This window comes from Streptomyces sp. cg40, assembly GCF_050320165.1.
In the GTDB taxonomy this organism is placed as follows: domain Bacteria; phylum Actinomycetota; class Actinomycetes; order Streptomycetales; family Streptomycetaceae; genus Streptomyces; species Streptomyces hokutonensis.
Window position 1 is genome coordinate 6,729,520 of the sequence record NZ_CP190128.1, and the last position, 24,639, is coordinate 6,754,158.

The window sequence follows — 24,639 nt, forward strand, 5'->3', positions numbered from 1 at the left end:
GTGTCGGACGTCGTCTCGGACAGTCCCAACCGGAGGGAGCCCGGGGTTAATTCCGGTCCTCGTCCTTCGTGTCGTCGCCCAGGAACTGCTCCAGCGCCGCCACCACGAACCGGTGGTCCTGCAACTGCGGCAGGCCGCTCACCGTCACCGTGCCGATCACGCCGACGCCTTCGACCCTGATCGGGAACGAGCCGCCGTGGGCCGCGTACTCGTCGGGGTCGAGGCGGGAGGAGTCCTCGAAGGTGCTGCCCTTGGCGCGGAAACGGGTGCCGACCAGGTAGGAGGCGGCGCCGAAACGCTCGACGACCCGGCGCTTGCGGTCGATCCAGGCGTCGTTGTCGGGGGTCGAGCCCGGCAGCGCCGCGTGGAAGAGCTGCTGGCCGGCGCGGCGGATGTCGACGGCGACCGGGGCCTGGCTCTCGCGGGCGAGTTCCACGAGGAGGGAGCCGAGCGCCCAGGCGTCGTCGTGGGTGAAGTGCCGAAACACCAACCGGCGTTCCTGCGCCTCCAGTTCCTCCACCGTCGGGGTGATCTCGGGGGCGATCCGCTGGGTGATCGCGGGCTTGTGCTGGGTCACAGGGTCACCGTCACTCCGTCGCGGGCGCTGCGGCGCGCGGCTTCCAGTACGTCGAGGGCGGCGGCCGCCTCCAGGGCGGTCACCGGGTTGGGGGCGCCGTCGTGGAGGGCGGCGGCGACGGCCGCGTAGTACGCGGGGTAGTCACCGGGGAGCGTGGGTTCGGGGCGGCCACCGCCGGTCAGCGGGGACTCGCCGGAGCCGACCCGGCCGTAGAGCGACTCCGGCTCCTCACCCCAGCCGGCCACCGCGCCCGGGCGCTTCCCGTCCCTCAGGTCCGCCTCCTGGGGGTCCAGGCCGTACTTGACGTAGCCCGCCTTGGAGCCCAACACGCGGAAACGCGGGCCGAGTTGGGCGGTGGTCGCGGAGACGTACAGGTGCGAGCGGACGCCGTTCGCGTGGGTCAGTGCGATGAACGTGTCGTCGTCCGTCTCCGCGCCCGGGCGGCGGATGTCCGACTCGGCGTACACGGAGGTCACGGGCCCGAACAGGGTCAGCGCCTGGTCGACGACATGGCTGCCGAGGTCGTAGAGGAGACCTCCGATCTCTGCCGGGTCGCCGGACTCGCGCCAGCCGCCCTTGGGCTGCGGGCGCCAGCGCTCGAAACGGGACTCGAAGCGCCATACGTCACCCAGCTCGCCCTCGGCCAGGAGCTTGCCGAGAGTCAGGAAGTCGTTGTCCCAGCGGCGGTTCTGGAAGACGGAGAGGAGGAGGCCGTGCTGCTCGGCGAGGGCCGCCAGCTCGCGGGCCTCGGCCGCCGTGCCGGCGATCGGCTTGTCCACGACGACCGGCAGACCGGCCTTCAGCGCCGCCGTCGCGAGCGCCACGTGCGTCTTGTTCGGCGACGCGATGACGATCAGGTCCAACTCGGCTGCGCGGTCCAGGAGTTCGTCCGGGGACGCGGCGACGCGGACGTCGGGGAACTCGGCGCGGGCCTGCTCCTGCCGCTCCGGGTTCGAGGTGACGACCGTGTCGAGGGCGAGGCCCTCGGTGGCGGCGATCAGCGGGGCGTGGAAGACGGAGCCCGCGAGGCCGTAGCCGACGAGGCCGACGCGGAGAGGTGTGCGAGTGGTGCGTCCAGTCATGCCCTCCACTTTCGCAACGCTGTTGCCAAAGTGCAAGTGGTGGGGAGAATGGGGGAGTGAACAGTGCGCGGAGCGGGAGTGGAGCCGGATCTTCTACGGCGGGTACGGGTGCGGTGGGGGCGAATCTGCTCGCCGTGCGCAGTCACAACACCGCGCTGGTGCTGGACCTGCTGCGGACCGCCGGGCCGGACGGGATCAGCCGTCTCGAACTCGCCGACCGCACCGGGCTCACCCCCCAGGCCGTCAGCAAGATCACGGCCCGGCTGCGGGAACCCGGCCTTGTCGCGGAGGCCGGGCGCCGTGCCTCCACCGGCGGCAAACCGCGCACCGTACTGCGCCTGGTCCCGGAGGCCGGCCACGCGGTCGGCGTGCACCTCGACCGGGACGAACTGCGGCTCGTCCTCGTCGATCTCACCGGGACGGTGGTCGGGGAGCGCGGCGCTCCGCTGGACCTCGGGGCGGGTGCCGCGGTGGTCGTTGAGGCGGTGGCCCGGGAGGTGGCGGGGCTGGTGGGGGAGGTGGCCGGAGGTCACGCGCCTGCCGCTCTCTCTGCCGACGGCCGTCTGCTCGGTGTGGGCGTGGCCCTGCCCGGTCCCCTCGATCACATCCACGGTGTGCTGCATCGCGTCACCGGATTCCCCGAGTGGGACGGGTTTCCGCTCAGGGACGCGCTCTCGCGGCGGCTCGGGGTGCCCGTCGTCGTCGACAAGGACACGAACGCCGCCGCGCTCGGGCTGGCCGTCGGCGGGGAGGGCGGGGCCTTCGCCTATCTGCATCTCGGTACGGGGCTGGGCGCCGGGCTGGTGATCGGCGGCGGTGTGCACCGGGGGGCGCGCACCGGGGCCGGGGAGTTCGGGCACCAGGTCATCCAGCTGGACGGGCCGCCCTGCGGCTGCGGGAACCGGGGCTGTATCGAGGCCCTGTGCCTGGCCGCCGTAGGGCGCGGGGACGTGGGGGAGGCGGCGCGGGTGCTGGGCGCGGGCGCCGCGAACCTCGTGGGGCTGCTCGACATCGACCTCGTGCTGCTGGGCGGCCGTACCGTCGCCGCCGACCCGGAGCCCTTCGTACGCGGAGTCGCCGCCGTCCTCGCCGAACACGCCCGGCGCGAGGGCGCGGGCGAGGCCGCCGTACCGGTGCGGATCGCCGCCGGCGGGGCGCGGGGCGTCGCGGAGGGGGCGGCGCAGCTGCTGCTAGGACCCCTGTTCGGGCGGGCGGACGGGTAGGGCGTCGGGTGGGAGAGGTGGGGGGGGAGGTGTTCTGAAAAAGTGTGTCACTTTCCCTGCGAACTGTGACACTTTCGCGGAACAGGGGTCCCGCCGCGCCCGTTCGAGGCACGGATCCGCGCCCGTTCGAGGCACACCGACGGCCGCGTCACCCTCCACCGGCCCCCTTCTCCGGCACGCTCATGTGCTTATGCGACTGCCCCTGAGACCGCGCATCCCACTGCGCACACCCCTGTCCCTCTGCCTCGCCGCAGCCGCCCCCCTCCTCGTCACCGCCGCACCACCGGCCCACGCGGCGGACACCACCCCCGGCTGCGCCGCCCCCGGCGCCCGCACCTTCCCCCTCACCACCCGCATCCACGACGGCCCCGACACCTACGAGGCCGGCGGCGACTACGGCACCTGGTACCTCGACCTCACCAACACCACCGCCCGCCGCTGCACCGCGATCCACCCGGTCGTCGTCCTCGTCGACCAACAGCGCGCCCTGAAGCCGTCCCAGCCCAGACTCGACTTCTACGACGGCACCGGCCCGCGCCCGCACCCCGTCCGCTTCGCCACGACCGACGAGGCCGAACTCGTCGGCGCCTTCGACGACGGCTTCCCGGGCTTCACCGTCGACCCCGGCAAGACCCTCACGGTCAAGGTGCGCTTCGCCCTCGCCCCCGACACGGGACCGAACGAGATCACCGCCAACGCGGCCGTCGTACAACGCCATGCCGACGACGGGGACTGGGTCGGCCAGTCGAACGACTACCGCTTCGACGTCGAGGCGGCCCCGGAGTCCGGCACACCCACCCCCGCCGCGACGGCACCCTCCGCCGCGACCCCGCCCGCCGAGGACCTCTCCTTCACCGACGAACTCGCCCGCACCGGAATCGGCACCGCCCACCTGGTCCTCGCCGCCACCTCCGTCCTCCTCGTCACCACCGGCGCCCTGCTGCTGACCCGGAGGCGCCGATAAACGCGGGACGTCGTCTCTGCGACCATCTCCGCGTGGACTACCCGAACGACCAGGCCCCCGGCGCCCCCGTCCGCGACGGCATCCCGGAGCACGGCCGCATCCCCAAGTACTACGCGGTGAAGACCCAACTCGCCGCGCTCCTCGACGAGTTGGGGGAGGGCGCGGTGATCCCCACCGAGCGCGACCTCACCGAGCGCTACGAGGTCGCCCGCGAGACCGTCCGCCAGGCGCTGCGCGAACTCGTCCTGGAGGGCAGGCTGCGTCGGCAGGGCCGGGGCACGGTCGTCGCGGGCCCCAAACTGGAGCAGCCGCTGTCCCTGACCAGCTACACAGAGGGCGTACGGCGGCAGGGCCGCACCCCGGGCCGCAGCCTCGTCACGCTCGACCGCTTCCCCTGCCCCGCCGCGCTCGCCGCCGAGACCGGACTGACCCGCGGCGAACCCGTCTGGCACCTGGAGCGCCTGCTGCTCGCCGACGAGGAGCGGGTCGGCCTCGAAAGCACCTATGTCTCCGTCGCCCGACTCCCGCACCTGGACACGGACTTCGAGCCAGGCTCCTCCTTCTACGGCTACCTCGACGCCCGCGGCATCCGCTTCGGCGACGCCGACGAACGCATCGAGACCGTGCTCGCCACTCCACGTGAGGCCCTGCTCGTCGGCACCCCGCCCGCCCTCCCGATGCTGCTGATCCACCGCGTGTCGAGGGACGCGGAGGGGCGGCCGCTGGAACGGGTGCGGGGCCTGTATCGGGGCGACCGCTTCTCGTTCGTCACCAACCTAACGAATCGATAACGGGTCTAGCCCAAATATCCCGCCCTGGTTCACGCTCTAGGCGTGAGAGTCACAGTCGTCGGAGGCGGCGTGGTCGGCACCATGCACGCCTGGCAAGCAGTCGAACGCGGCCACGAGGTCGTCCAGATCGAGCGCGAGACGGAGGCGCGCGGCGCGTCGCTGCGCAACTTCGGGCAGATCTGGGTGAGCGGCCGGGCGGGCGGAGAGGAACTCGAAACCGCCCTGCGGGCAAGGGAGTTGTGGGAGGAGATCGGCAGCCGTGTCCCCGGACTCGGCTTCCGGGCCAACGGCTCGCTGACCCCGGTGCGCGGCCCGCACGAACTCGCCGTCGCCGAGGCGGCGGTGGCCCGCGAGGACTCCGCCGCCCGCGGCTACAAGCTCCTCACCCCCACCGAGGCCCGCGCCCTCAACCCCGCCCTGCGCGGCGACTTCACCGCCGCCCTGTACTGCGAACGCGACGCGGCCGTCGAACCCCGCACCGCCCAACTCGCCCTGCGCGCAGAGCTGTCGAAGTCCCCGCGCTACACCTTCCTGCCCGGGCGTGAGGTCCGCGAGGTCGTCGGCGAACACGCCGTACGCGACGACCACGGGGACGTGCACCCCGCCGACGCGGTGATCCTGTGCACGGGCGCCTGGCTCGGCGGACTCGTCCGCGAGCTCGCGGGACCCCAACTCCCGGTCCGCCGCGTCCGCTTGCAGATGATGCAGACCGACCCGCTCGGCGAACCCCTCCCCACCTCGGTCGCCGACGCGGACAGCTTCCGCTACTACCCCGCCTACCGGGGCCCCGCCCTCGATCAACTCGCCGAGCACCAGCCGCAGTTGCCGACCGCGGCCGCGCACGCCATGCAACTCCTCATGGTGCAGCGCGCCGACGGCGGCCTGACCATCGGCGACACCCACGAGTACGAGCACCCCTTCGCCTTCGACACCGTCGAGGACCCCTACGACCACCTCACCGAGGTCGTCGAGTCGCTGCTCGGCCGCCCCCTGCCGAGGATCCGCCGCCGCTGGGCCGGCGTGTACGCGCAGTGCACCGACCCCGCCCGGGTCGTCCACCGCCAACAGGTGCGCGACGGCGTGTGGTTGGTCACCGGCCCCGGCGGACGCGGCATGACCTGCTCCCCGGCGATCGCCGAAACCACCGCGAACGAACTGGACTGGTGACACCCCCATGAGCCCTATGAACCACGACATCCGCCTCGTCGTCCTGGACATGGCCGGCACCACCGTCGCCGACGACGGCCTCGTCGAGCAGGCCTTCACCGAAGCCGCCCGACACCTGGGCGCGGAACCCGACGCGATGCTCGACCACGTCCGCGCCACCATGGGCGAGTCCAAGATCTCCGTCTTCCGGCACCTGTTCGGGACGGAATCAAGAGCGCAGGAAGCCAACAAGGTCTTCGAGTCGGCCTACGCGGACCTCGTCGACGGCGGCCGGGTCGCCGCCCTGCCCGACGCCCGCGAAACCATCGAGACCCTCAAGTCCCAAGGCCGCACAGTGGTGTTGACGACCGGCTTCGCCCGCCCCACCCAGGACGCCATCCTGGCCGCCCTCGGCTGGCAGGACCTCGCCCACCTCACCCTCTGCCCCGCCGACGCCAGCGGCCGGGGGCGCCCCTACCCGGACATGGTCCTCACCGCGTTCCTGCGGACGGCGGCGGCGGACGACGTACGACAACTCGCCGTCGTCGGCGACACCTCGTACGACATGCTCAGCGGCGTCCGGGCCGGAGCGGGCGTGGTCGCCGGTGTGCTCACGGGGGCACACCGGCGGGACGCGCTGAGCGGCGCGGGCGCGACGCACGTCCTCGGCTCGGTCGCCGAACTGCCCGCGCTGCTCGCCCGGTCGGAGCCTCAGACCAGGTCGACGATGTCCGCGATGGAGTCCACGACCTTCGTCGGGCGGTAGGGGTAGCGGTCGAGGTCGGCCCTGGTCGTCAGACCGGTCAGCACCAGGAAGGTCGTCATCCCGGCTTCGAGACCGGCCAGCACATCGGTGTCCATCCGGTCGCCGATCATGGCGCTGGTCTCCGAGTGCGCGCCGATGGTGTTCAGCGCGCTGCGCATCATCAGCGGGTTCGGCTTGCCGACGAAGTACGGCTCCTTGCCGGTGGCCTTGGTGATCAGCGCGGCGACCGAACCGGTCGCGGGGAGGGCGCCCTCGGGGGAGGGGCCGGTGTTGTCGGGGTTGGTGGCGATGAACCGGGCCCCGTCGTTGATCAGCCGGATCGCCTTGGTCAGCGCCTCGAAGGAGTACGTCCGCGTCTCGCCGAGGATCACGAAGTCGGGGTCCGAGTCGGTCAGCACGTAACCCGCGTCGTGCAGCGCCGTCGTCAGCCCTGCCTCGCCGATGACGTAGGCGGTGCCGCCGGGGTGCTGGTTGTCCAGGAAGGCGGCGGTGGCCAGGGCCGAGGTCCAGATGTTCTCCACCGGCACTTCGAGGCCGATCCGGTTCAGCCGGGCGTGCAGGTCGCGCGCCGTGTAGATCGAGTTGTTGGTGAGGACCAGGAACGGACGCCCGGTCTCCCGCAGCTTCTTGATGAACGCGTCCGCGCCGGGTACGGGGACGCCCTCGTGCATCAGCACCCCGTCCATGTCGGTGAGCCACGATTCGATGGGCTTGCGCTCTGTCATGGTCGGGCACTCCTGCTGAGGTACGCGGGCATGTGAGGTGACCATGCTATGCACTCCCGGTTTCACCTCCCCCATACGGAGCAATCGGGCCCCGCCAGGGATGCGCGACCGGGTGACGAGGAGGAGTCTCCAGATATCTGGAGGTTCACGATGGGCTCACTGAAAGTCACTCTCTGTGCGGCCGCGGCGGTCCTCGCGGCGCTCACCCCGACGGCGTACGCGGCGGACGGAGGCACTGTCTCGGTGACCCCCGCGTCCCCCGCCCCCGGCGCCGACGTGGCGCTCAGGATCAGCGGCTGCTCCGGTACGACGGGCTCGGCGGCGTCGGACGCGTTCGTCGCCGACGCGAAACTCGTCGGCACGGCCGGCACCCTCGCCGGCGAGACGCAGGTCCGCTCCGCGCTGGCACCGGGCAGCTACGACGTGAAGATCACCTGCGGGAGCGTGACGGTGAAGGGCGCGATCAAGGTCGTAGCGAATGAATCCGGATCCCCCTCCGCCCAGCCCCCCGCCTCCCCCGTCGCCCCCGTCCACGCGGGCGGCGGCGGCACCGCGCACCTCGCCGCCGTGGACGCCCGCGCGGCCGGTCCCGGTACCGTGCACGCGGTGGTCGGGCTGCTGCTGGCCACAGGCGCCGCGACGGCCGTGGCGCTGCGCAGCGCCCGCCGGAGCCGCAGGCCCGGCCGGACGGACTGACCGGCCGTGTTCGAGCACGACCGGCCCGCCGAGCACGAGCGCTCCACCGGCACCGGACGGCTGCTGACCGGCGTGGCCTGGGCGATGCTGCTGCTCGGCCTGTGGCTGTGGGGCCAGGACCTGACCGACATCCGGCAGGGCATATCCGCGCCGACCACCGGCGACGTGGCCGCGGTCGGCCGTCCCCCCGAGGCCGAACTCCCGCCCGCCGCAAAGCCGTTGGGCAGCGCCCTGCCGCAGCGCATCGACATCCCCGACCTCGCCGTACAGGCGCCGGTCGTGACCCGCGGCCTCGACGCGCGGGGCGCGATCGACCCACCGCCGTTCGACCAGGCCGGTGTGGTCGGCTGGTACGGCGCCGGGGTGCGGCCGGGGGCCGCCGGCACCGCGCTGATGGTCGGGCACGTCGACACCGAGACCCGGCCCGCCGTCTTCTACAAGCTCAGCACGCTGCGCCCGGGCCGCACGATTCGCGTCGTCCGCGACGACGGCAAGGTCGCCGACTTCACCGTCGACGACGTACGCGTCCTGACCCGCGCCCACTTCGACGCCCAACAGGCCTACGGCACAAGGCAGTCGGGCCGCGCCGAGCTGCGCCTCATCACCTGCGGCGGCACCTTCGACCGTACCGACCGCAGCTACACGGCGAACGTGATCGTGTCCGCCTACCTCACCGGAACCGGTTTTTGACACCACCTGGCCCGGCCGACGACCCGCTCCCCCCGAAGCCGCCGACCGGGCCGGTCCTCGACCGCGCACGCCCGGGCTGCGGGAGTAACCCGGCGAACTGCGCGGGAGGCGTGGGAAAACACCGTGGTGGAGGGTGTGAGCTGGCCGGGGACCGGGGCCGTTCGAGTCGACTGTAGAACGAATGAGTGCCCGGGCCTAGAGGGCGAATGACGCCATGTCCCCGTGTGGTAGCTCCCTGTCATATGCACAGGTGATTGACGCTGCTACGGACCCCTCAACTCGGCGTCGTCCACGCTCCGTTCGATCACCGACCGCGCCACCCGGTCCAGCGGCAGCCGCCGTCGCCGCGCGTACTGGCGCAGCTCGACGAACGCCTCGTCGGTACCGACCTGCCAGCGCTCCGCGAGCATCCCCTTGGCCTGCTCGATCCGCACCCGGCTCGACAGCGCCTCCTGCAACTGCCCGGCCAGGGACCGGTATTGGGCGTACGTGCGATGGTTCTGGAGCCCGAGCCCGGCCGCGTCGGCCAAGGCCTGCGCCACCGCCAGCTCCCAACGTCCGCCGTCCGGCCCGCCGTTGGGCAGCGTCGGCACGAACACATTGAGCGCGCCGAGCAGTGTGTCCCGCCGCCGTACCGGCACCGCGAAGGTCGCCACGATGCCGTGCCGCAGCGCCCGCTCGGTGAACTCCGGCCAGCGGGCGGCCGCATGGGCCACCCCGATCGACACCGGCGGTACGGCCCGCCCCGAGCCGTAGCTCTCCAGACACGGCCCGCCACCGTGCTGGGCCGCCAGCAGATCGAGCGCCACGTCCTCCCGATGACTGCTCCCGGCCAACGACACGGCCTGCCCGCCGTCGATCAGCATCACCCCGGCCGTCCAGGCGGACAGCAGCTCCACGCAGTGGTCGGACAGCCGGCGCAGATAGTCCCCGGTGTCGAAGGTCTCGGTCAGGGTGTCGGCCGCCTCCACCAGCGCCGCGGCCAGCCGTCCCTCCCCGTTCGTACGGTGCATGACGGCCACCTTCCCCTGCGCCCTAGGGCCGGGCGCCTACCCAACGCGGCCGTGCTGTAACAACCGGCCGACAACATCCCGGGCGTTCTCGTGGGCGGCACGCCACCTATGTCACGATTGAGCCTTGGATCGGTACAGCCAAGGGGGAGTTGGATGTACGGCAGCCAGGGGACCCCGGTTCCCTTCGGCACACGGGCGTCGGCACTGGTCCTGGGGGCGGCACTGCTCCTCGCGGGATGTTCCTCGGGTGGCGGGGACGGCGGAAAACCCGACGCGGGCGCGAAGATCGGCCAACAACCCGGCGGCAGCGACCCGATCTGGGTCAACCCGGACACCAACGCGGCCCGGCAGCTCGCCGCCTACACCAAGGCCGGCAAGACCGCCGACGCCGAACAGATCCGGAAGATCGCCGAACAGCCGACCGGCGAGTGGATCGGCCCGGAGAACCCCAAGGCGGAGGCGCAGGGCTTCACCGAGGCCGCCGACAAGGCCGGCCGCACCGCGCTCCTCGTCCTCTACAACATCCCGCACCGCGACTGCGGCCAGTACTCCCAGGGCGGCGCGGGCGACGGCGACTCCTACCGCGCCTGGATCGACGCCGTCGCCCAGGGCATCGCCGACCGCTCCGCCACGCTGATCCTCGAACCGGACGCCCTGCTCCACCTGGTCGACGGCTGCACCCCCGCCCAGTTCCAGGACGAGCGCTACGACCTCCTGAACTACGCCGTCACCAAGCTCAAGTCCCTCCAGCACACGAAGGTCTACCTCGACGCCGGAAACGCCGGCTGGGGCCACCCCGACGAGATCTACCAGCCCCTCCAGCGAGCGGGCATCGCCAAGGCAGACGGCTTCGCGGTAAACGTCTCCAACTTCTACTCCACGGCGGACTCCATCGCGTACGGCAAACAGCTCTCGGCCAGGACCGGCGACAAGCACTTCGTCATCGACACCAGCCGCAACGGCAGCGGACCGTATACGGCGGGCGACGAGGACGAGAACTGGTGCAACCCGCCGGGCCGTTCCCTGGGCGAGACCCCCACGACGAAAACAGCGGACCCGTTGGTGGACGCCTACCTCTGGATCAAACGCCCCGGTGAATCGGACGGCGAGTGCAAGGGCGGCCCGAAGGCGGGCCAGTGGTGGGCGAGTTACGCACTGGCCCTTGCGAAGTCGAGCAGGTGATCAGGGCACTTTGACCCACACCGCCTTGCTCGGCGTCCCCAGATCATCGTCCACGAACAACATGTACCACCCGGACTGCACCAGGTTCTTGTCCTTCGGCACCGTCACCGTGATCTTGTTCCCGGTCGTCTTGAAGTCCAGCGCGACAGACCGCTGATCCACATCCGTGACATGCGTGGACGCACTCGGCCGGATCAACCGCACCTTCTTGATCGAAGAAGCATGCTGCGAGGTGAACGTCCCCGACGAACCCCGCGCGATGCTCTCCGGCCCCCCGGAAACATCCGGCCGCGAATCCCGGTACAGATACGGCGGCGTATAGATCTCGATCCGCTGCTCGAAAACCCCCGGCTTCGTGTTCGCCTTGTCCGCGTACAGCGAGTTGGACCCGAAGAACATCACCCGCCCGTCCGGCAGCAGGATCGACCCGGAGTGGTAGTTCCGCCCCACCAGCGGATCGGCGACCTTCTCGAAGGTGTTCGTGTCGGGGTGGTACAGCCGGGCCTGAAGGATGTTGGAGTCGCTCCGCCCCCGATAGTCCTCGGAACCGCCCGACACCAGCACGGTGTCGTCGGGCAGGATCGACGTCTGCGCGTACCGCGTGCCCTTCTCCAGCGACGGCCCGTCCACGAACTTCGGGTCGGCGTCCTTCAGATCGACGAGCCGCGTCTTGTTCGTCGACAGCTTCGACTCCCCGACACCCCCGCCCCCGATCACCATGTACTTCTCGTCCTGCGCCGGAGGCAGCAGCACGGTCGCCGAGGTCTCCATCATGTTCGGATCGCTCAGCCCGGGAATCTTCGTGAACTGATTGGTGTCGACGTCCCAAATCCCGGGATCACGGCCCACGTTGGCGGGTCCGTACCCCGCGTTCGACCCCGAGTAGAACAGCTTCCCGTTCTCCATCAGGAACAGCGCCGGATACGTCGGGAACTGCCGCTTCGTCTTCGTGTACGTCCACTTCTTCGTCGCGGGATCGAAGATCTCGTTCTTCCCGGGCACCAACTGCCCGATGTCGTCGAGCCCGGAGACGCTGAGCACCTTGCCGTCCGACAGCGTCGTCAGCGTGGGATACCAGCGCGCCTCGTTCATCGGATCGACCTTGATGTACTTCTCGGCGACGGGATCGAACTCGTAGGCGTTCTTGATGCCTTCGAAGTCCCGCTTGTCGAGCCCGAACTTGTTGCCGATGCCGTAGGTGTTGCGCTCGTCGGCGCCGGTCAGCCTCTGGATCCGGTAGTTGTCCTGGGTGCCGGTCTCGTACCGGGTGCCCTCCTTGGGCGCCTCGACGACGACGCGGGCGTAGCCGGGGTTGTTCCGCAGGAACCTGCCGGTCTTCTTGTCGAACACCTTGGTGGCGCGCGGGACGAGGACCGAGTCCGTCGAGACGAACGACTTGCCGTTCGCCTTGCCGGTGAACTTCGTGCCCTGGGGCAGTGTCATCGGCTTGTCGGGGTTCTCGTTGTAGAGGATCATCACGCCCCCGGCCTTCTTCACGTCCCCCTTCAGCTTCTCGTACTTCTGGGTGCCGCCCGCGATCAGCAGGTTGCCGTTGGCGAGTTGGGTGTGCCCGGTGCAGAACAGGTCGGCCGGGGTGGGCACCTTCTTGATGGTGCCCTTGACCGGGTCCCAGATCCGGGTGTCGAACTTCTTCGCGTTGAAGTTGTCCTGGTTGTTGCCCGACCCGGCGATGAGCAGCACCTTGCCGGTGCGCAGCAGTGCCGCGTGGATGGTGTCCTGCCGGTACTTCTTCGGGAACTGGATGATGTCCCAGTGCCCGTTCTCGGCCTTGTACTCGGGCTTGTTGATGACGTACTGGTGGTATCTCTCGGTGCCGAATCTGTACAGCCAGGGTCCGTTCATCCCGGCCAGGGCGATGACGACCACCGTGCTGATCGCGAGTCGACGGGCACGGCGCCGGCCGGCTTCCTTCATTCCTTACGACCCCTCGGTCCGCCGAGCGCGATCTGCATGGTCTGCTCGCTGTTGGTGGCCGTGGCCGCCCAACTGGGCTTCTGCTGAGGAACATGCGCGGCCGGCACCGGCTGCGGCGGCGCGACGGGGCCCCGGGGTTCGTCCGGGAGCGCGGGCGGCTGCTTCTTCTCCTGGCGCAGCATGTACCGCCAGGCCAGGATCGGCGACGCGGTGATCAGCAGCGCGAACGTGGCCCAGGTGATCATCGCGGGGTGGGAGTGCCCGTTCTCGAACCCGGCCATCAGCGAGCCGCCGAAGATCAGGATGAAGAACCAGTGCACCCGGAACGTCCCGAACAGCGTGTCGGGACTGGCCGAGTCGCCCTTCGGCGTCACCACGAACCTGCTCTTCCTGCGCAGTACGGCGTCGAACAGCGAGCGCGCGTAGATCGGCGCCGACAGCGCGGACATCACCATGCCGGCGACCCCGCCCGACCCCTCCGGTTCGTGCGGGGAGACGTTGTGCCGCCGGTTCCAGATGTAGAGGCCGATCTGCAGCGCGGACGCGTTGCCGTAGAGCATCAGCCACATCGTCGGGTCGATGTTCACGCCCGAGGCGCCCAGACCCAGGAACAGGGCGCAACTCAGCGCGGCCAGTATCCAGTTGAGGGCCGACATCGGGTAGAAGATGATCATCATGGTGTAGTTGAAGAGCTTGCCCGGAGGCATCGAGAAGAAGCCCTTCCAGTACTGCTTGAGGATCGTCTCGTACGTCCCGCGCGACCAGCGGAGCTGCTGCGTGAAGAAGTCCGTCCAGGCGCTGGGCCCTTCGCCGACCGCGAGCACGTCGGGTGTGTAGACCGACTTCCACTTCTTGCCGGTCGCCGGATTCTTGGCCCTGTGCATTTCAAATCCCGTGGCCATGTCCTCGGTGATCGAGTCGTACAGCCCGCCGATCTGCTGAAGTGCCTTGATCCGTACGGCGTTCGACGTGCCGACGAACATCGGGGAGCCGTAGCGGTTGCCGGCCCGCTGGATCAGGGCGTGGAAGAGGAACTGCTGCGACTCGGCGGCCTTGGTGACCGGGGTGTCGTAATTGCCGTACACCTGGGGGCCGATGACGAAGCCGACGTCCGGGTCGCGGAAGAAGCCGAGCATCCGCTCCAGGTAGTTGGGCAGCGGCACGTGGTCGGTGTCGACGGAGGCGAAGTAGTCGTACGCGTCGCCGTGCGCCTCCAGCCAGGCGTTGTAGTTGCCGTGCTTGGTCTTCGCGCGGTTGGGTCCCTTGGGCCGGTTCCACTTCTCGACTCCCTTGCGGGAGAAGTGATGCACGCCGAGCCGCCCGCACACCGCCTTGACCTCGGGGTCGTCGCCCTCGTCCAGCAGCCACACGTGCAGCAGCCCCCGGTGGCGCAGCCGTACGGCCGCCTCCAAGGTCTTGGTGACCATCTCCAGGGGCTCCTTGCCGGGCACGAACGTCGTGATGAACGCGACTCTCGTGCCGGTCTCCGGCACCACCGGGATCGGGTCGCGGGCGACCAGCGTGGCGTGCGCGTTGGACAGCACGTTCATGCAGCGGAAGAACTCGATCAGACCGATCGCGACCAGCATCACGATGTCCAGCGCGGGCAGGAAGTCGTAGGCGGGATAGTCGCGTTGGGTCCAGTGTTTGGGCTGGAGCAGCCAGCCCAGCAGGATCAGGGAGAGCAGCGGCGCCGCACCCAGCATGAGCGCGGCGCGGACGCGGTGCGTCTCCTGCGACAGCAGCGACCGGTACTGGACCTTGTAGGGCCGGTCCGGGGCGGGCTGGGTGAGGGGTCCCGCGAGGCGGCTGTAGTGCTCGTAGTCGTATCTCGGAAGCGTGTTCCTGATCCGGCGGAAGCTGCCGGTCCGGTGTCCCGGGACTCTGAGTTCGGTGGTCTGTGACGGGTCGAAGCCCTGTCGGGCGCCCGTCGGCGTCGACGTCATGAGTCATCCCCCCACACGCGAGAACGCGCGTGTCTGTTTGTCGCGGCCGCCCGTCAGGGTCCCCCTCGACCCTCGGCGGGCGTGTCAGTGGTGGCCACAGTCACCACACAGTCCACTCACAAAGACATGCGACTGCGACCGTCCGGTTGCGCGATGCCCCCTCCGACATCTGTTCCCGGGCGGGGCCCCTCCTCCCCGCGAAACAGCGCAACCGGTTCCGTACCCCCTCAACTGCCGTGTACCGACAGCATCTTCAAAACCAGGGTTCTACGGTGTTCATCTTGATCGCAAGACACGAAACGCGGTGTTTACCGGTCATACGCGTTCATTGGGGCGCGTGTGAGGATCAGGTGGAGTCGTTGTGGACAACCTTGTGCGCACGTTGTCGAAGTGTTCCCTTATGGCCTTCTCGGCGCGTTTCGCATCCCCGGACCGGACCGCGTCGAGGATCTCCCGGTGCTGGCGGCAGGTGACCCCGGGGTCCTGCGGGCCGGTGGCGAGATCGGCGCGGACGCGGTGGAAGGCGTCCCAGAAGGCCTCCAGGACCTCGCTCAGCAGCGCGTTGTCCAGCCCCCGGTAGAGAGTGGCGTGAAAGGCGCGGTCGGTGGCCGCGAGCCCGACCCCCTCGGCGGCCTCCCGCTCCATCTGCCCCACCAGCGTGTCCAGTTCGACGAGGTCCCGCTCCGGCAGCCGCCCCGCGAGCCGGGCGACGAGCCCCGACTCCACCGCCTCCCGCAGTTCGAGCAGCTGAAGCAGACTGTCCTCGCCCCGGTAGTGGCCGACGACGGTACGGAACGCGAGACCCTCGACCATCGGCGCGAGCGACATCGGGCCCACGTACGTCCCGAACCCGTGCCGGATCTCGACGATCCCCATCGCCTGAAGCGCCTTGAGCGCCTCGCGCACCGAGTTCCGGCTCGCGCCGAGGAACACCATCAGCTCGGGCTCGGTCGGCAGCGGCGCCCCCGAGGGCAGCCGACGGTCGAGGATGAGCTTCTTGATCCGCTCCTGGAGGTCACGGGCTGCCATGGCGAGAGGGTATCCGGCCAAACGGGGGGAGAGCTGTGTTCCGCCCGTACGGATGTGCTGCCCTGCGGATGCCCCTGCGACCGCCCCGGCCCACGCAAAAGGCCCCCCGCAGTGCGGAGGGCCTTGCTGTCTGTGCGCCGCCAGGGACTCGAACCCCGGACCCGCTGATTAAGAGTCAGCTGCTCTAACCAACTGAGCTAGCGGCGCCTGCTGACCTGCACAACTCTACCGGATGTCCGGGGGTGCTCCCGACCACCCCCGTCGGCCCCCGGCGGGCCCTTGTACATCATTCGGACCGTCAACATGCGAGTCCGGAAGACAGTTGAGAAACTGGCGGACGTGCACGAGCGCGGAATTTTCCACCTGGAGTGTGAGGGGCATCGCATGGAGACTCCGGTATTCGAGGAATTCGATCCCGCGAGCGATTGTGATTGCCCAGGATGTGTTCACCGGCGGCGCGCCCTGCCGCATTCCCCGGTCGGCCGCACCGGCGGCCGGCCCGTCGCCGGGCGGGTTCTCGTGGTGGCCGCCGCCGCGTCCGCGACCCTCGCCGCCGGGCACGCCGTACCGGCCCTCGCCGCCCCCCACACCGCACCCCGACCCGGCGTCCCCGCAGATGACACGGGTGACGAGCCCGCCACCCCGCAGGGCACCAAGGCCCCGCTGCACGGCCCGAGCGGGAAACCGGCGAAGCCGGCCGGTGTCCTCAAGGCGCCCGCGACCACCCGCGCGGAGATCATCAACCGGGCCAAGACCTGGATCGCGGCCGAGGTGCCGTACAGCATGAACGAATACTGGTCCGACGGTTACCGGCAGGACTGTTCGGGGTTCGTCTCGATGGCCTGGGGGCTGCCTGGGAACGAATGGACCGGAAGTCTCGACCAGTACGGGACGCGCATTTCCAAGGAGGAACTCCAGCCCGGCGACATTCTGCTGTTCCACAATCCGGAGAATCCGGAGAAGGGCTCCCACGTCGTCATCTTCGGCGGCTGGACCGACTACACACACAGCTACTACATCGCCCTGGAGGAGACCCCCTCGCACGCCCGGCGCCAGTCCACGCCGTACGCGTACTGGAGCCACTCCGCCAACTACGTCCCCTACCGCTACAAGGGCCTGACGATGAGCGCGGCGGAGGTGAACCCGAAGCCCGCGGTGCCGCCGAAACCCGCGGTGCCCCCGGTGACCCCGGCCGGCGCGGTCACGCCGAAGACGGCGTACCCGGGAGCGGCGTATTTCGGCCCCGGCGCCAACAACAAGTACGTCACCCAGCTCGGCACGATGCTCGTCGCCCGCGGTGCCGGCTCCTACTACACCGCGGGTCCCGGCCCGGTCTGGTCGAACGCGGACCGGCTGGCCACCCAGGCGTTCCAGCAGGCCCAGGGCTGGACCGGCGCGGACGCGGACGGCCTGCCGGGACCGCTGACCTGGGAACTGCTGATCACCGGCAAGGGCAGGAACATCGGCGGCGGCGGCGCGGTGGTGCGGGCTGCGGGCCCGCCCGCCTCGCACGGTGTCCCCGGCTATCCCGGCCGGGGCATGTTCCGCCCCGGCGCGACCAACAAGTACGTCACCGAGCTCGGAAAGCAGCTGGTCAAGAAGGGCTTCGGCAAGTACTACACGACCGGCCCGGGACCGCGCTGGGGCGAGCCGGACCGGCGCAACGTCGAGGCCTTCCAGCGCGCCCAGGGCTGGCGCGGCGGCGCGGCGGACGGCTACCCGGGGCCGGAGACCTGGCGCCGTCTCTTCTCGTAAGCACGTACACCCCCACCCGTTGTGACGCATCTGGCGCGGAGGCTGGAGGCAACCATGAGTACGACGACCACTTCACAGACGCCCGAGAACGAGGAACCCGCCCGGCCGCCCGAGGCGGCGCAGGCCCGGCCCGCGCGCCTCATCCAGAACGAGGCGACCACCGAGATCCCCGTCCACCTGCTCTTCCGCGACGACCCCGACCCGGTGTCGCTGCCGCTCGGGCCCGCCGTCGTGGGACGCAGACAGGGCACCGGCGAACAGCCGCGCTTCCGCCGCCCCCTCCCGGCCAAGCCCCGCCCGGCGCCGGAGGTCGACCCCGAGCTGGTGGAGCGGCCGGCCCGGGTGCTGCCCGGCACGGCGGGTGTGCTCGCCGGTTCCTGCGGACTCGCCGGCTGTCTCGCCACCTCGTGGTGGGCGGGCGTCCTGCCCCCGCTCGCGACGGAGGCGCTACGGCTGCCGGCCTACGCCGGTGCCGGGCTCGGTCCCGCGCAGTGGGCGGCGTACGCCGGGGCGGGCGCGCTCGGTCTTTTCGGCTTCGGCGGGCTGGCCCGGGGCCGTACCGGACGGGCCTGGGTGCTCGGCCTGTTCGGGCGGTACCGGGGGACCGTCCGGCGCACCGGGCTGATGTGGGTCAACCCGCTGCTGCTGCGCCGCCGGGTCGACGTACGGCTGCGGCACTGGCGCAGCGAGCCGATGCCGGCCGCCGACGCGAACGGGGTTGCGCTGCGGGTCGCCGTGCTCGTGGTGTGGCGGGTGCGGGACACCGCGCGGGCCACGCTCGGGGTCGAGGACCACGAGACGTATCTGCGCGAGTGCGTGGAGGCGGCGCTGACCCGGGTGCCGGTGGAGCCGCCGGGCGGCGGCGGGAAGGGCGCGGCCGACCTCGCCGTCGACGCGCTGACCCGGCTGGTCGCGGCGGACGCCGGGCCGGTCGGCATCGAGGTGTTCTCGGTGCAGCCGCTGCGCGTCGAGTACGCCCCGGAGGTGGCCGCGGCGATGACCCGGCGCCGTATCGCCACGCTGGACGCGCAGCAGCGGGCGACGATGCTCACGTCGGTCGTCGACTCGGTGGAGGACACCGTCACCCGGCTGACCATGCGCGGTCTGGTGGAGCTGGACGACTACGAACGCAAGGCGCTGGTCAAGGACTTGACGGTCGCGTTCTGCTCGGGGCGGGGGGAGGCGAGCCCGTGACTGGTATGGACACAGTCAAGTAGCGGTAATAATCTGGGACTTGGTCTAGACCTGCACGGCTCACGGAACTCCCCACACGTTCTCCAGGAGCGGCAGCATGCGCAAAAAGACCAAGTGGTACGCGGGCGTGCTCGGGCTCACCACGGCCGGGGCCGTCGTGCTCTCGTCCGGGGCCGCGAGCAGCCACGGCTACACCGACCTCCCCATCAGCAGGCAGAAGCTCTGTGCCAACGGCACGGTGACGAACTGCGGTGACATCCAGTACGAGCCGCAGAGCGTCGAGGGCCCCAAGGGCTTCCCGGCCGCCGGTCCCGCCGACGGCCAGATCTGCAACGGCGGCATCAGCCGCTTCGCACAGCTCAGCGCGCCGAAGGCCCCGTCGGGCGCCGCCTGGCCGACGACGAAGGTGACGGGTGGTCAGTCGTACACCTTCCGCTGGCAGTTCACGGCCATGCACGCCACCACGGACTTCAAGTACTACGTCACCAAGGCGGGTTGGAACCAGAACCACAACCTGGCCCGCTCGGACCTCAACACCACGCCGTTCCTCACCGTCCCCTACAACGGCCAGCGCCCGCCGGCCACCCTCTCGCACAGCGGCACCCTCCCGTCCGGCCTGACCGGCCACCATGTGATCGTGGCGGTGTGGACGATCGCGGACACGACCAACGCGTTCTACGCCTGCTCGGACGTCACGTTCTGAGCTTTCCTTGAGACAGTCCGGCGTCCCCCGGGGGTAGGTTCCCTCCACCAAGCGGTACTTGACCTCGGGGGACTCCATGGAAGCGCTGTTCTACGCCGTACCCGTACTCCTGATCGCCCTGGTGTCGTTCCTCGCCTTCAAGGTGATCCGCCGCTCGCAGCAGGTCAACAGCGCCTGGAGCAGCGGACTCACGGCCGAGGCGCGCTGTCTGCGGACGTACACGACGACCAGCGGCGGCGGCGACACCATGGTGTCGACGACGCTGCACCACGTCTACGAGTTCATGACGCGCGAGGGTCGCACCGTGCGGTTCGAGGAGGGGAACGGGCCGGGGACGACTCTTGAGGGCGACATCGTCACCGTGTACTACGCGGCGGACCACCCCGAGCGGGCCACCGCCCACGCCCCGGCCCGCGGGAAGCTCACGGCGGAGGCCGGCTGCATGCTGGCGTTCTGTGGCGTGTTCATCGCCTTCTGCCTCGTGTTCGTCTTCGTGGCCCACGAGATGTTCAGCGCGATGGGTGACTTCCTGCCGTAGGCTCCACATCTGACGGTACGTCAACTACCGTGCGCCCCCATGGAGTCCAGGAGGCGTACCGTCGCGGAACTCGTACAGGCACGGTGGGAGGACCACCGTCCGGGACTGTGGTGCGAGGGGCGGACGCTCACCCACCACGAGGTGGCGGCCGGCGCCGCGGCCAGGGCGGCGCTCCTCACCGACCTCCTGCCACCCGGCGCCGCACCCCACGTCGGCGTCCTGCTCGACAACACCCCCGAATATCCCCTGTGGTTGAGCGCGGCGGCCCTCGCGGGCGCGGCCGTCGCCGGCATCAACCCCACCCGCCGGGGCCCCGAGCTGGCCCGCGACATCCTGCACACCGAATGCCGGATCCTGGTCACGGAGCGCGCACACCTTCCGCTGCTCGAGAACCTCCAACTCCCGGGTGTCCGACTTTTGGTGACGGACACTCAGTCCTACGGCGACCTCCTCGCGCCGTACGCGAACACCAAACCGGACGCCTTCACCCGGGCCACCCCCGGCGATCGCATCCTGCTCTACTTCACCTCCGGTTCCACCGGCGCCCCGAAGGCCGCGATCTGCACCCAGGGCCGACTGGCCGCCGCCGGAGCCTCGCTGGTCGACAGCTTCGGGGTCCTGCCGGACGACGTGCACTACATCTGCATGCCGATGTTCCACGGCAACGCGGTGATCGCCGACTGGGCACCGGCGCTGGCGGCCGGGGCGGGCGTGGCGCTGCGCCGCCGGTTCTCGGCGTCCCGTTTCCTGGACGACGTACGGGCGTACCGGGCCACGTACTTCACCTATGTCGGCCGTGCGGTGCAGTACATCCTGGCCACCGAGGAACGCGCCGACGACCGGGACAATCCGCTGCGGACGGGCTTCGGCACGGAGGCGGGGGCGGTGGACGCGGCGGCGTTCGAGCGGCGGTTCGGGGTGCGGCTGGTGGAGGGGTACGGGTCCTCGGAGGGCGGGGCGGCGGTGCAGTGGTCGCCGGGGACACCGGCCGGGGCGGTCGGACGGGCTGCGCCCGGGCTCGCCGTACTCGATCCGGAGACGCGGACGGAGTGCCCGCCGGCGGTCTTCGACCAGGCCGGGCGGCTGCTCAACGGGGAAGCGGCGATAGGGGAGTTGGTGAATCGGGCCGCCAACCCCTTCGAGGGCTACTGGCGCAACCCGGAGGCGGACGCGGAACGCCGACGGGAGGGCTGGTACTGGACCGGCGACCTCTTCTACCGGGACACCGACGGCTATCTCTACTTCGCCGGCCGCACCGACGACCGCCTTCGCGTCGACAGCGAGAACCTCGCCGCCGCGATGATCGAGAACATCCTCGCCCGCTACGAGGGCGCCGACGCCGTGGCGGTCTACGCGGTGCCGGACCCGGTGACCGGCGACCAGGTCATGGCGACGATCGCCGGGCGCTTCGACCCGCTCGCCTTCGCCGAATTCCTCCTGGCCCAGCCGGACTTGGGGACGAAGATGGCGCCCCGGTTCGTACGGGTGGTGTCTCGGATGCCGGTCACGGCGACGAACAAGATCCACCGGGCGGGGCTGCGGCGGGAGGGCATCCGGTGCGCCGATCCGGTGTGGTGGCGGCCACCGGGGGAGGCGGCGTATCGGCGACTGACTCCGCAGGACGCTGTCGCAGCAGCGGGGCCGGGTCGGATCGGCTGAGGATGTCGGCCAGTTCGCGGCGGCCTCGACCTGGAAGAAGTTCCAGCTCGTGCCGGCGGGCGACAACCTCCACGTCGGCCTGCGGACCAGCAACGGCAACTGCCTCACCGCCGTCGGCGGAGGCGGCCAGGGCAACGCCAACGCCATCCACTCGGACGCGACCCTGTCCGACTTCGGTTCGTGGGAGGAGTTCCAGCTCTCTTGCGTCTTCGTGTGGCGGGCATTCGACCCACGGACGGCCGAGGGCGTTCTTCACGGGGGAGAACGCCCTCGGCTGATCTGTGCGTCTGCCTGAGCGGTGGACCTACCAGCGGCCACCGGTGACGTGCGCGGGCCTCCAGTACACGGCGGCCCAGATTCCGTGGTTCGCCGCGGCGCCCCAGCCCCGGCTCCAAGACGTCAGCAGGTTGCCGGCGTTCGTGCAGAGCCAGGCCGGGACCTTGGCGGTACAGGCACGCACGGCGCCCGCGATCGCTCCCCGGGCCATGTCCCCGTAGGAGGCGATGATCCAGAAGTGGTCCCCGGTCACCCCGGTCGACAGTGCCTGGACGACGTGCCCCTTGTCGGTGGACGTCGCGGAGATGACGGTCCCGGCGTTCCGGGCCGGTGCGTCGGTGCGGACCGTGGCCACGCCGGCGAAGGCTTCCTGGACGTCCCGGACGAGTCGCGTCCGGCCCTCCGGAGTCGCCGTCAGGTGTTCCCACTCCGACGACTCGGCGGCGGTCGGTCCTTGCGGGTTCACCGCGAACTGCCGGGCCGCGACGGCACCGGTCGCCTGCCTGGAATCCTCATGGGCGGTGCCGGCCAGCAGACCGCCGGCGAGGGCGGTCACGACTGCGGCGCCCAGCGCCGCGGCGATCCATCGGCGCCGCGGGGATCGGGGTGCCACGGACCGCTCCGTTTCATGGGTCTTCACTCGGTGTGCTCCCCTTCGTGGTGCTTACTGATAGCGCACGATGGTTGCAGTCGAGTCGGCACAAAGAGTGATATCTCTGGATTTTATGATCAATTGATCGGTCGTGATCACCTGTGTCTTCGGTCGCGAGCGGCCCGCCAACGACCAAGGGCACCCTCCCTAAAGAGGATGCCCTTGATCACACACTGTGCGCCGCCAGGGACTCGAACCCCGGACCCGCTGATTAAGAGTCAGCTGCTCTAACCAACTGAGCTAGCGGCGCATGACTCACGCCTTCCGCTGGATCTGAGTCTCGCGGAGGGCGACGAGAAAATACTACCTGGTCCGGAGGGGTGCTTCGGACCAGCCGCTAGATGGCCAGGGAGAGAAGGACGGGTCCCGCCTCGCGGTTCAGGGTGTCCGCCGCCTGGCGGAGGCGGTGGGCGTGTTCGACCGGGAGGGAGAGGGCCAGGCAGCCCACCGAGGAGCCGGCCGTGATGGGGACGGCCGCGCAGACCGTGCCCAGCGCGTACTCCTGGAGGTCGAGGTGGGGGACGGTCGGCGGCTGGGTCTCCAGGCGGGAGAGCAGCAGTTTGTCGCTGGTGATGGTGCGCGAGGTGAGGCGGGCCATCTTGTGACGGGAGAGGTGGTCGCGGCGGCCGTTGTGGTCGAGCTGGCCCAGCAGGCTCTTGCCGAGCGCGGTGGCGTGGGCGGAGAAGCGGAAGTCGACCCACTCGTTGACCGCAGGGGTGGTGGGCCCGGCCGCGTACTGGGTGATCGTGACCTCGCCGTCGACGTACCGGCTGACGTAGACCGCCGCGCCCAGGGAGTCGCGCAGCCGGTCCAGGGTCCGCTGGATCTGCTCGCGCACCGCCTGGTCGCGGCCGGTCGCGGAGCCGAGCCGGCCCAGGGCCTCGCCGGTGACGTAGGCGCCGTCGGTGAGCTGCTCGACGTAGCCCTCGCGGCGCAGGGTCCGCAGCAGTATGGTCAGGCGCTCGACGCCGAGGCCGGTGCGGCGGGCCAGTTCGGTGTCCGTGACACCGGTGGTGTGTCCCGCGACGGTCTCCAGGATGCGCAGTGCTTCCTGTACCGAGTGGTAGGGAGCGGTCGGCTCGTGCATCAGCGCCACGGTGTTTCTCCCTGCGCTCGCTTTTTGGGCCGTGATACCGGACAGCGAATCCTCTCCACGATAGCTGTCAAACGGCCGATGTGGAGCGGCTGTTGGCGAGAATGTGTTCCTGCTCATGCCCTCCCAACTGGGACGCGGGACATTTGGCATATGCCATCGGCATGCCACGTGGCGTAGACCTTGGGTGTTCGGTTGTTCACTTGGCGTAATTGAATAAACGTCAAAGAATCGCGCCGAGAAATTCCCGGGTCCGCCGGTGTTCCGGATCGCCGAAGATCCGCTCCGGCGGGCCCGATTCGATGACCTTGCCCGCGTCGAACATCAGGACCTGGTCCGAGATGTCCCGGGCGAAATTCATCTCGTGGGTCACACAGAGCATGGTGATGTCGGTGGTGCGGGCGATGTCCCGGAGCACGTCGAGCACGCCCGCGACCAGCTCGGGGTCCAGCGCGGAGGTCACCTCGTCGAGGAGCAGCACCTGCGGGCGCATGGCCAGCGCCCGGGCGATCGCCACGCGCTGCTGCTGGCCGCCGGAGAGCCGGGTCGGGCGGGCGTCGGCCTTGTCGGCGAGGCCCACCAGGTCGAGCAACTCCAGTGCGCGCGCTTCCGCTTCGTCCTTGGGCATGCCCAGGACGGTGACCGGTGCCTCGGTGATGTTGCGCAGTACGGTCATGTTAGGGAAGAGGTTGAACTGCTGGAAGACCATCCCGATCTTCTTGCGGATCTCGCGGATCCGCTTCTCGGGCGCGGGGAAGAGCTGCTCGCCGTCGACGGTGATCGTCCCCTCGTCCGGCTTCGTCAGGGTCATCAGCAGCCGCAGGATCGTCGTCTTGCCCGACCCGGAGGGCCCGATGAGCGTGACGTGCTTGCCGGACTCGACGGAGAAGTCGAGGTCGTCGAGGACCGTGTTGGACCCGAAGCGCTTGGTGACGTGGTCGAGGCGGATCAGCTCGCTGCCGTCGACCGGCGGGTTGGCGTGGGCGTCGGGATCGTGCATGAGG

The 24,639-nt window shown here is 70.2% G+C and carries 24 protein-coding genes and 2 tRNA genes; 14 read left to right on the forward strand and 12 right to left on the reverse strand.

The window, feature by feature from the left end; translation table 11 throughout:
• Positions 1 to 46 precede the first annotated feature (46 nt).
• Positions 47 to 577, reverse strand: coding sequence for a heme-degrading domain-containing protein (locus tag ACQHII_RS30275; RefSeq protein ID WP_427922240.1), 531 nt, complete (start codon positions 575 to 577; stop codon positions 47 to 49).
• Positions 574 to 1,659: a Gfo/Idh/MocA family protein gene (locus tag ACQHII_RS30280; protein WP_427922241.1), complete on the reverse strand. Its 1,086-nt coding sequence runs from the start codon at positions 1,657 to 1,659 to the stop codon at positions 574 to 576. The genes ACQHII_RS30275 and ACQHII_RS30280 overlap by 4 nt, the downstream gene beginning before the upstream one ends.
• Before the next feature lie 56 nt (positions 1,660 to 1,715).
• On the opposite strand from ACQHII_RS30280, the gene ACQHII_RS30285 reads away from it, so the two are divergent.
• The 5 genes from ACQHII_RS30285 (at position 1,716) to ACQHII_RS30305 (ending at position 6,549) form a co-directional block, all read left to right on the forward strand.
• The gene (locus tag ACQHII_RS30285) at positions 1,716 to 2,882 is read left to right on the forward strand and encodes an ROK family transcriptional regulator (protein ID WP_427922242.1); all 1,167 of its coding nucleotides are present in this window, start codon (positions 1,716 to 1,718) and stop codon (positions 2,880 to 2,882) included.
• A 190-nt stretch (positions 2,883 to 3,072) separates the two neighbouring features.
• Positions 3,073 to 3,846 (forward strand): hypothetical protein, encoded by a 774-nt coding sequence (locus tag ACQHII_RS30290; RefSeq protein ID WP_427922243.1) that lies wholly within the window; start codon positions 3,073 to 3,075, stop codon positions 3,844 to 3,846.
• Between the two features lie 32 nt (positions 3,847 to 3,878).
• Entirely contained in the window at positions 3,879 to 4,637 is a 759-nt protein-coding gene (locus tag ACQHII_RS30295; RefSeq protein WP_427922244.1) for a GntR family transcriptional regulator, read from the forward strand.
• A gap of 42 nt (positions 4,638 to 4,679) precedes the next feature.
• Complete coding sequence (locus tag ACQHII_RS30300) at positions 4,680 to 5,804, forward strand: TIGR03364 family FAD-dependent oxidoreductase (RefSeq protein WP_427922245.1); 1,125 nt, start codon at positions 4,680 to 4,682, stop codon at positions 5,802 to 5,804.
• A 16-nt stretch (positions 5,805 to 5,820) separates the two neighbouring features.
• The gene (locus ACQHII_RS30305; RefSeq protein WP_427925438.1) at positions 5,821 to 6,549 is read left to right on the forward strand and encodes a phosphonatase-like hydrolase; all 729 of its coding nucleotides are present in this window, start codon (positions 5,821 to 5,823) and stop codon (positions 6,547 to 6,549) included.
• On the opposite strand, the gene ACQHII_RS30310 is transcribed toward ACQHII_RS30305, so the two are convergent.
• On the reverse strand, positions 6,495 to 7,274 hold the full coding sequence (locus tag ACQHII_RS30310; RefSeq protein ID WP_200717370.1) for an HAD-IIA family hydrolase: 780 nt from the start codon (positions 7,272 to 7,274) through the stop codon (positions 6,495 to 6,497). The two genes, ACQHII_RS30305 and ACQHII_RS30310, sit on opposite strands and share 55 nt — an antisense overlap.
• A 150-nt stretch (positions 7,275 to 7,424) precedes the next feature.
• Here ACQHII_RS30310 and ACQHII_RS30315 point away from each other — a divergent pair, with 150 nt between their 5' ends.
• Both ACQHII_RS30315 and ACQHII_RS30320 read left to right on the forward strand, forming a co-directional pair.
• On the forward strand, positions 7,425 to 7,970 hold the full coding sequence (locus ACQHII_RS30315; RefSeq protein ID WP_427922246.1) for a hypothetical protein: 546 nt from the start codon (positions 7,425 to 7,427) through the stop codon (positions 7,968 to 7,970).
• A 6-nt stretch (positions 7,971 to 7,976) separates the two neighbouring features.
• Entirely contained in the window at positions 7,977 to 8,660 is a 684-nt protein-coding gene (locus tag ACQHII_RS30320) for a class F sortase (RefSeq protein WP_427922247.1), read from the forward strand.
• A gap of 263 nt (positions 8,661 to 8,923) precedes the next feature.
• Here the strand turns inward: ACQHII_RS30320 and ACQHII_RS30325 are convergent, their stop codons facing one another.
• The gene (locus ACQHII_RS30325; protein WP_427922249.1) at positions 8,924 to 9,673 is read right to left on the reverse strand and encodes an ANTAR domain-containing protein; all 750 of its coding nucleotides are present in this window, start codon (positions 9,671 to 9,673) and stop codon (positions 8,924 to 8,926) included.
• Between the two features lie 153 nt (positions 9,674 to 9,826).
• Between ACQHII_RS30325 and ACQHII_RS30330 the strand changes: the two genes are divergently transcribed.
• Positions 9,827 to 10,855, forward strand: a complete 1,029-nt coding sequence (locus tag ACQHII_RS30330) for a glycoside hydrolase family 6 protein (RefSeq protein WP_427922250.1) — start codon at positions 9,827 to 9,829, stop codon at positions 10,853 to 10,855.
• On the opposite strand, the gene ACQHII_RS30335 is transcribed toward ACQHII_RS30330, so the two are convergent.
• From ACQHII_RS30335 to ACQHII_RS30350, 4 genes are all read right to left on the reverse strand, one after another.
• Positions 10,856 to 12,790, reverse strand: a complete 1,935-nt coding sequence (locus ACQHII_RS30335) for a galactose oxidase-like domain-containing protein (RefSeq protein ID WP_427922251.1) — start codon at positions 12,788 to 12,790, stop codon at positions 10,856 to 10,858.
• The gene (locus tag ACQHII_RS30340) at positions 12,787 to 14,736 is read right to left on the reverse strand and encodes a glycosyltransferase family 2 protein (protein ID WP_427922252.1); all 1,950 of its coding nucleotides are present in this window, start codon (positions 14,734 to 14,736) and stop codon (positions 12,787 to 12,789) included. The genes ACQHII_RS30335 and ACQHII_RS30340 overlap by 4 nt, the downstream gene beginning before the upstream one ends.
• A gap of 315 nt (positions 14,737 to 15,051) precedes the next feature.
• On the reverse strand, positions 15,052 to 15,765 hold the full coding sequence (locus ACQHII_RS30345) for a FadR/GntR family transcriptional regulator (RefSeq protein WP_427922253.1): 714 nt from the start codon (positions 15,763 to 15,765) through the stop codon (positions 15,052 to 15,054).
• A gap of 133 nt (positions 15,766 to 15,898) precedes the next feature.
• Positions 15,899 to 15,972: transfer RNA gene (locus tag ACQHII_RS30350), tRNA-Lys, on the reverse strand.
• Positions 15,973 to 16,149: 177 nt separating this feature from the next.
• Between ACQHII_RS30350 and ACQHII_RS30355 the strand changes: the two genes are divergently transcribed.
• The 6 genes from ACQHII_RS30355 (at position 16,150) to ACQHII_RS30380 (ending at position 21,909) form a co-directional block, all read left to right on the forward strand.
• Positions 16,150 to 17,520, forward strand: coding sequence for a peptidoglycan-binding protein (locus ACQHII_RS30355; RefSeq protein WP_427922254.1), 1,371 nt, complete (start codon positions 16,150 to 16,152; stop codon positions 17,518 to 17,520).
• A gap of 54 nt (positions 17,521 to 17,574) precedes the next feature.
• Complete coding sequence (locus ACQHII_RS30360) at positions 17,575 to 18,714, forward strand: SPFH domain-containing protein (RefSeq protein ID WP_427922255.1); 1,140 nt, start codon at positions 17,575 to 17,577, stop codon at positions 18,712 to 18,714.
• Between the two features lie 97 nt (positions 18,715 to 18,811).
• Positions 18,812 to 19,417 (forward strand): lytic polysaccharide monooxygenase auxiliary activity family 9 protein, encoded by a 606-nt coding sequence (locus ACQHII_RS30365; RefSeq protein WP_427922256.1) that lies wholly within the window; start codon positions 18,812 to 18,814, stop codon positions 19,415 to 19,417.
• 76 nt (positions 19,418 to 19,493) lie between these two features.
• Positions 19,494 to 19,955, forward strand: coding sequence for a DUF3592 domain-containing protein (locus ACQHII_RS30370; protein ID WP_427922257.1), 462 nt, complete (start codon positions 19,494 to 19,496; stop codon positions 19,953 to 19,955).
• 39 nt (positions 19,956 to 19,994) lie between these two features.
• The gene (locus ACQHII_RS30375) at positions 19,995 to 21,614 is read left to right on the forward strand and encodes a long-chain-fatty-acid--CoA ligase (RefSeq protein WP_427922258.1); all 1,620 of its coding nucleotides are present in this window, start codon (positions 19,995 to 19,997) and stop codon (positions 21,612 to 21,614) included.
• Between the two features lie 49 nt (positions 21,615 to 21,663).
• Positions 21,664 to 21,909 carry a hypothetical protein gene (locus ACQHII_RS30380; RefSeq protein ID WP_427922259.1) on the forward strand — a complete coding sequence of 82 codons (246 nt, stop codon included), beginning with the start codon at positions 21,664 to 21,666 and terminating at the stop codon, positions 21,907 to 21,909.
• Positions 21,910 to 21,918: 9 nt separating this feature from the next.
• On the opposite strand, the gene ACQHII_RS30385 is transcribed toward ACQHII_RS30380, so the two are convergent.
• From ACQHII_RS30385 to ehuA, 4 genes are all read right to left on the reverse strand, one after another.
• On the reverse strand, positions 21,919 to 22,503 hold the full coding sequence (locus ACQHII_RS30385; protein ID WP_427922260.1) for a hypothetical protein: 585 nt from the start codon (positions 22,501 to 22,503) through the stop codon (positions 21,919 to 21,921).
• Positions 22,504 to 22,718: 215 nt separating this feature from the next.
• Positions 22,719 to 22,792: transfer RNA gene (locus ACQHII_RS30390), tRNA-Lys, on the reverse strand.
• An 87-nt stretch (positions 22,793 to 22,879) separates the two neighbouring features.
• Positions 22,880 to 23,638 carry an IclR family transcriptional regulator gene (locus ACQHII_RS30395; RefSeq protein ID WP_427922261.1) on the reverse strand — a complete coding sequence of 253 codons (759 nt, stop codon included), beginning with the start codon at positions 23,636 to 23,638 and terminating at the stop codon, positions 22,880 to 22,882.
• Between the two features lie 220 nt (positions 23,639 to 23,858).
• A complete protein-coding gene (ehuA, locus tag ACQHII_RS30400; RefSeq protein ID WP_427925439.1) occupies positions 23,859 to 24,635 on the reverse strand; it encodes an ectoine/hydroxyectoine ABC transporter ATP-binding protein EhuA in 777 nt (258 codons plus the stop codon).
• Positions 24,636 to 24,639 lie beyond the last annotated feature (4 nt).

Coding starts and splice junctions, on each gene's coding strand:
- ACQHII_RS30315 (WP_427922246.1), top strand. CDS start 7,425: ATGGGCTCACTGAAAGTCACTCTCTGTGCGGCCGCGGCGGTCCTCGCG.
- ACQHII_RS30310 (WP_200717370.1), bottom strand. CDS start 7,274: ATGACAGAGCGCAAGCCCATCGAATCGTGGCTCACCGACATGGACGGG.
- ACQHII_RS30355 (WP_427922254.1), top strand. CDS start 16,150: ATGGAGACTCCGGTATTCGAGGAATTCGATCCCGCGAGCGATTGTGAT.
- ACQHII_RS30340 (WP_427922252.1), bottom strand. CDS start 14,736: ATGACGTCGACGCCGACGGGCGCCCGACAGGGCTTCGACCCGTCACAG.
- ACQHII_RS30365 (WP_427922256.1), top strand. CDS start 18,812: ATGCGCAAAAAGACCAAGTGGTACGCGGGCGTGCTCGGGCTCACCACG.
- ACQHII_RS30280 (WP_427922241.1), bottom strand. CDS start 1,659: ATGACTGGACGCACCACTCGCACACCTCTCCGCGTCGGCCTCGTCGGC.
- ACQHII_RS30335 (WP_427922251.1), bottom strand. CDS start 12,790: ATGAAGGAAGCCGGCCGGCGCCGTGCCCGTCGACTCGCGATCAGCACG.
- ACQHII_RS30370 (WP_427922257.1), top strand. CDS start 19,494: ATGGAAGCGCTGTTCTACGCCGTACCCGTACTCCTGATCGCCCTGGTG.
- ehuA (WP_427925439.1), bottom strand. CDS start 24,635: ATGCACGATCCCGACGCCCACGCCAACCCGCCGGTCGACGGCAGCGAG.
- ACQHII_RS30305 (WP_427925438.1), top strand. CDS start 5,821: ATGAACCACGACATCCGCCTCGTCGTCCTGGACATGGCCGGCACCACC.
- ACQHII_RS30360 (WP_427922255.1), top strand. CDS start 17,575: ATGAGTACGACGACCACTTCACAGACGCCCGAGAACGAGGAACCCGCC.
- ACQHII_RS30325 (WP_427922249.1), bottom strand. CDS start 9,673: ATGCACCGTACGAACGGGGAGGGACGGCTGGCCGCGGCGCTGGTGGAG.
- ACQHII_RS30345 (WP_427922253.1), bottom strand. CDS start 15,765: ATGGCAGCCCGTGACCTCCAGGAGCGGATCAAGAAGCTCATCCTCGAC.
- ACQHII_RS30330 (WP_427922250.1), top strand. CDS start 9,827: ATGTACGGCAGCCAGGGGACCCCGGTTCCCTTCGGCACACGGGCGTCG.
- ACQHII_RS30290 (WP_427922243.1), top strand. CDS start 3,073: ATGCGACTGCCCCTGAGACCGCGCATCCCACTGCGCACACCCCTGTCC.
- ACQHII_RS30375 (WP_427922258.1), top strand. CDS start 19,995: ATGGAGTCCAGGAGGCGTACCGTCGCGGAACTCGTACAGGCACGGTGG.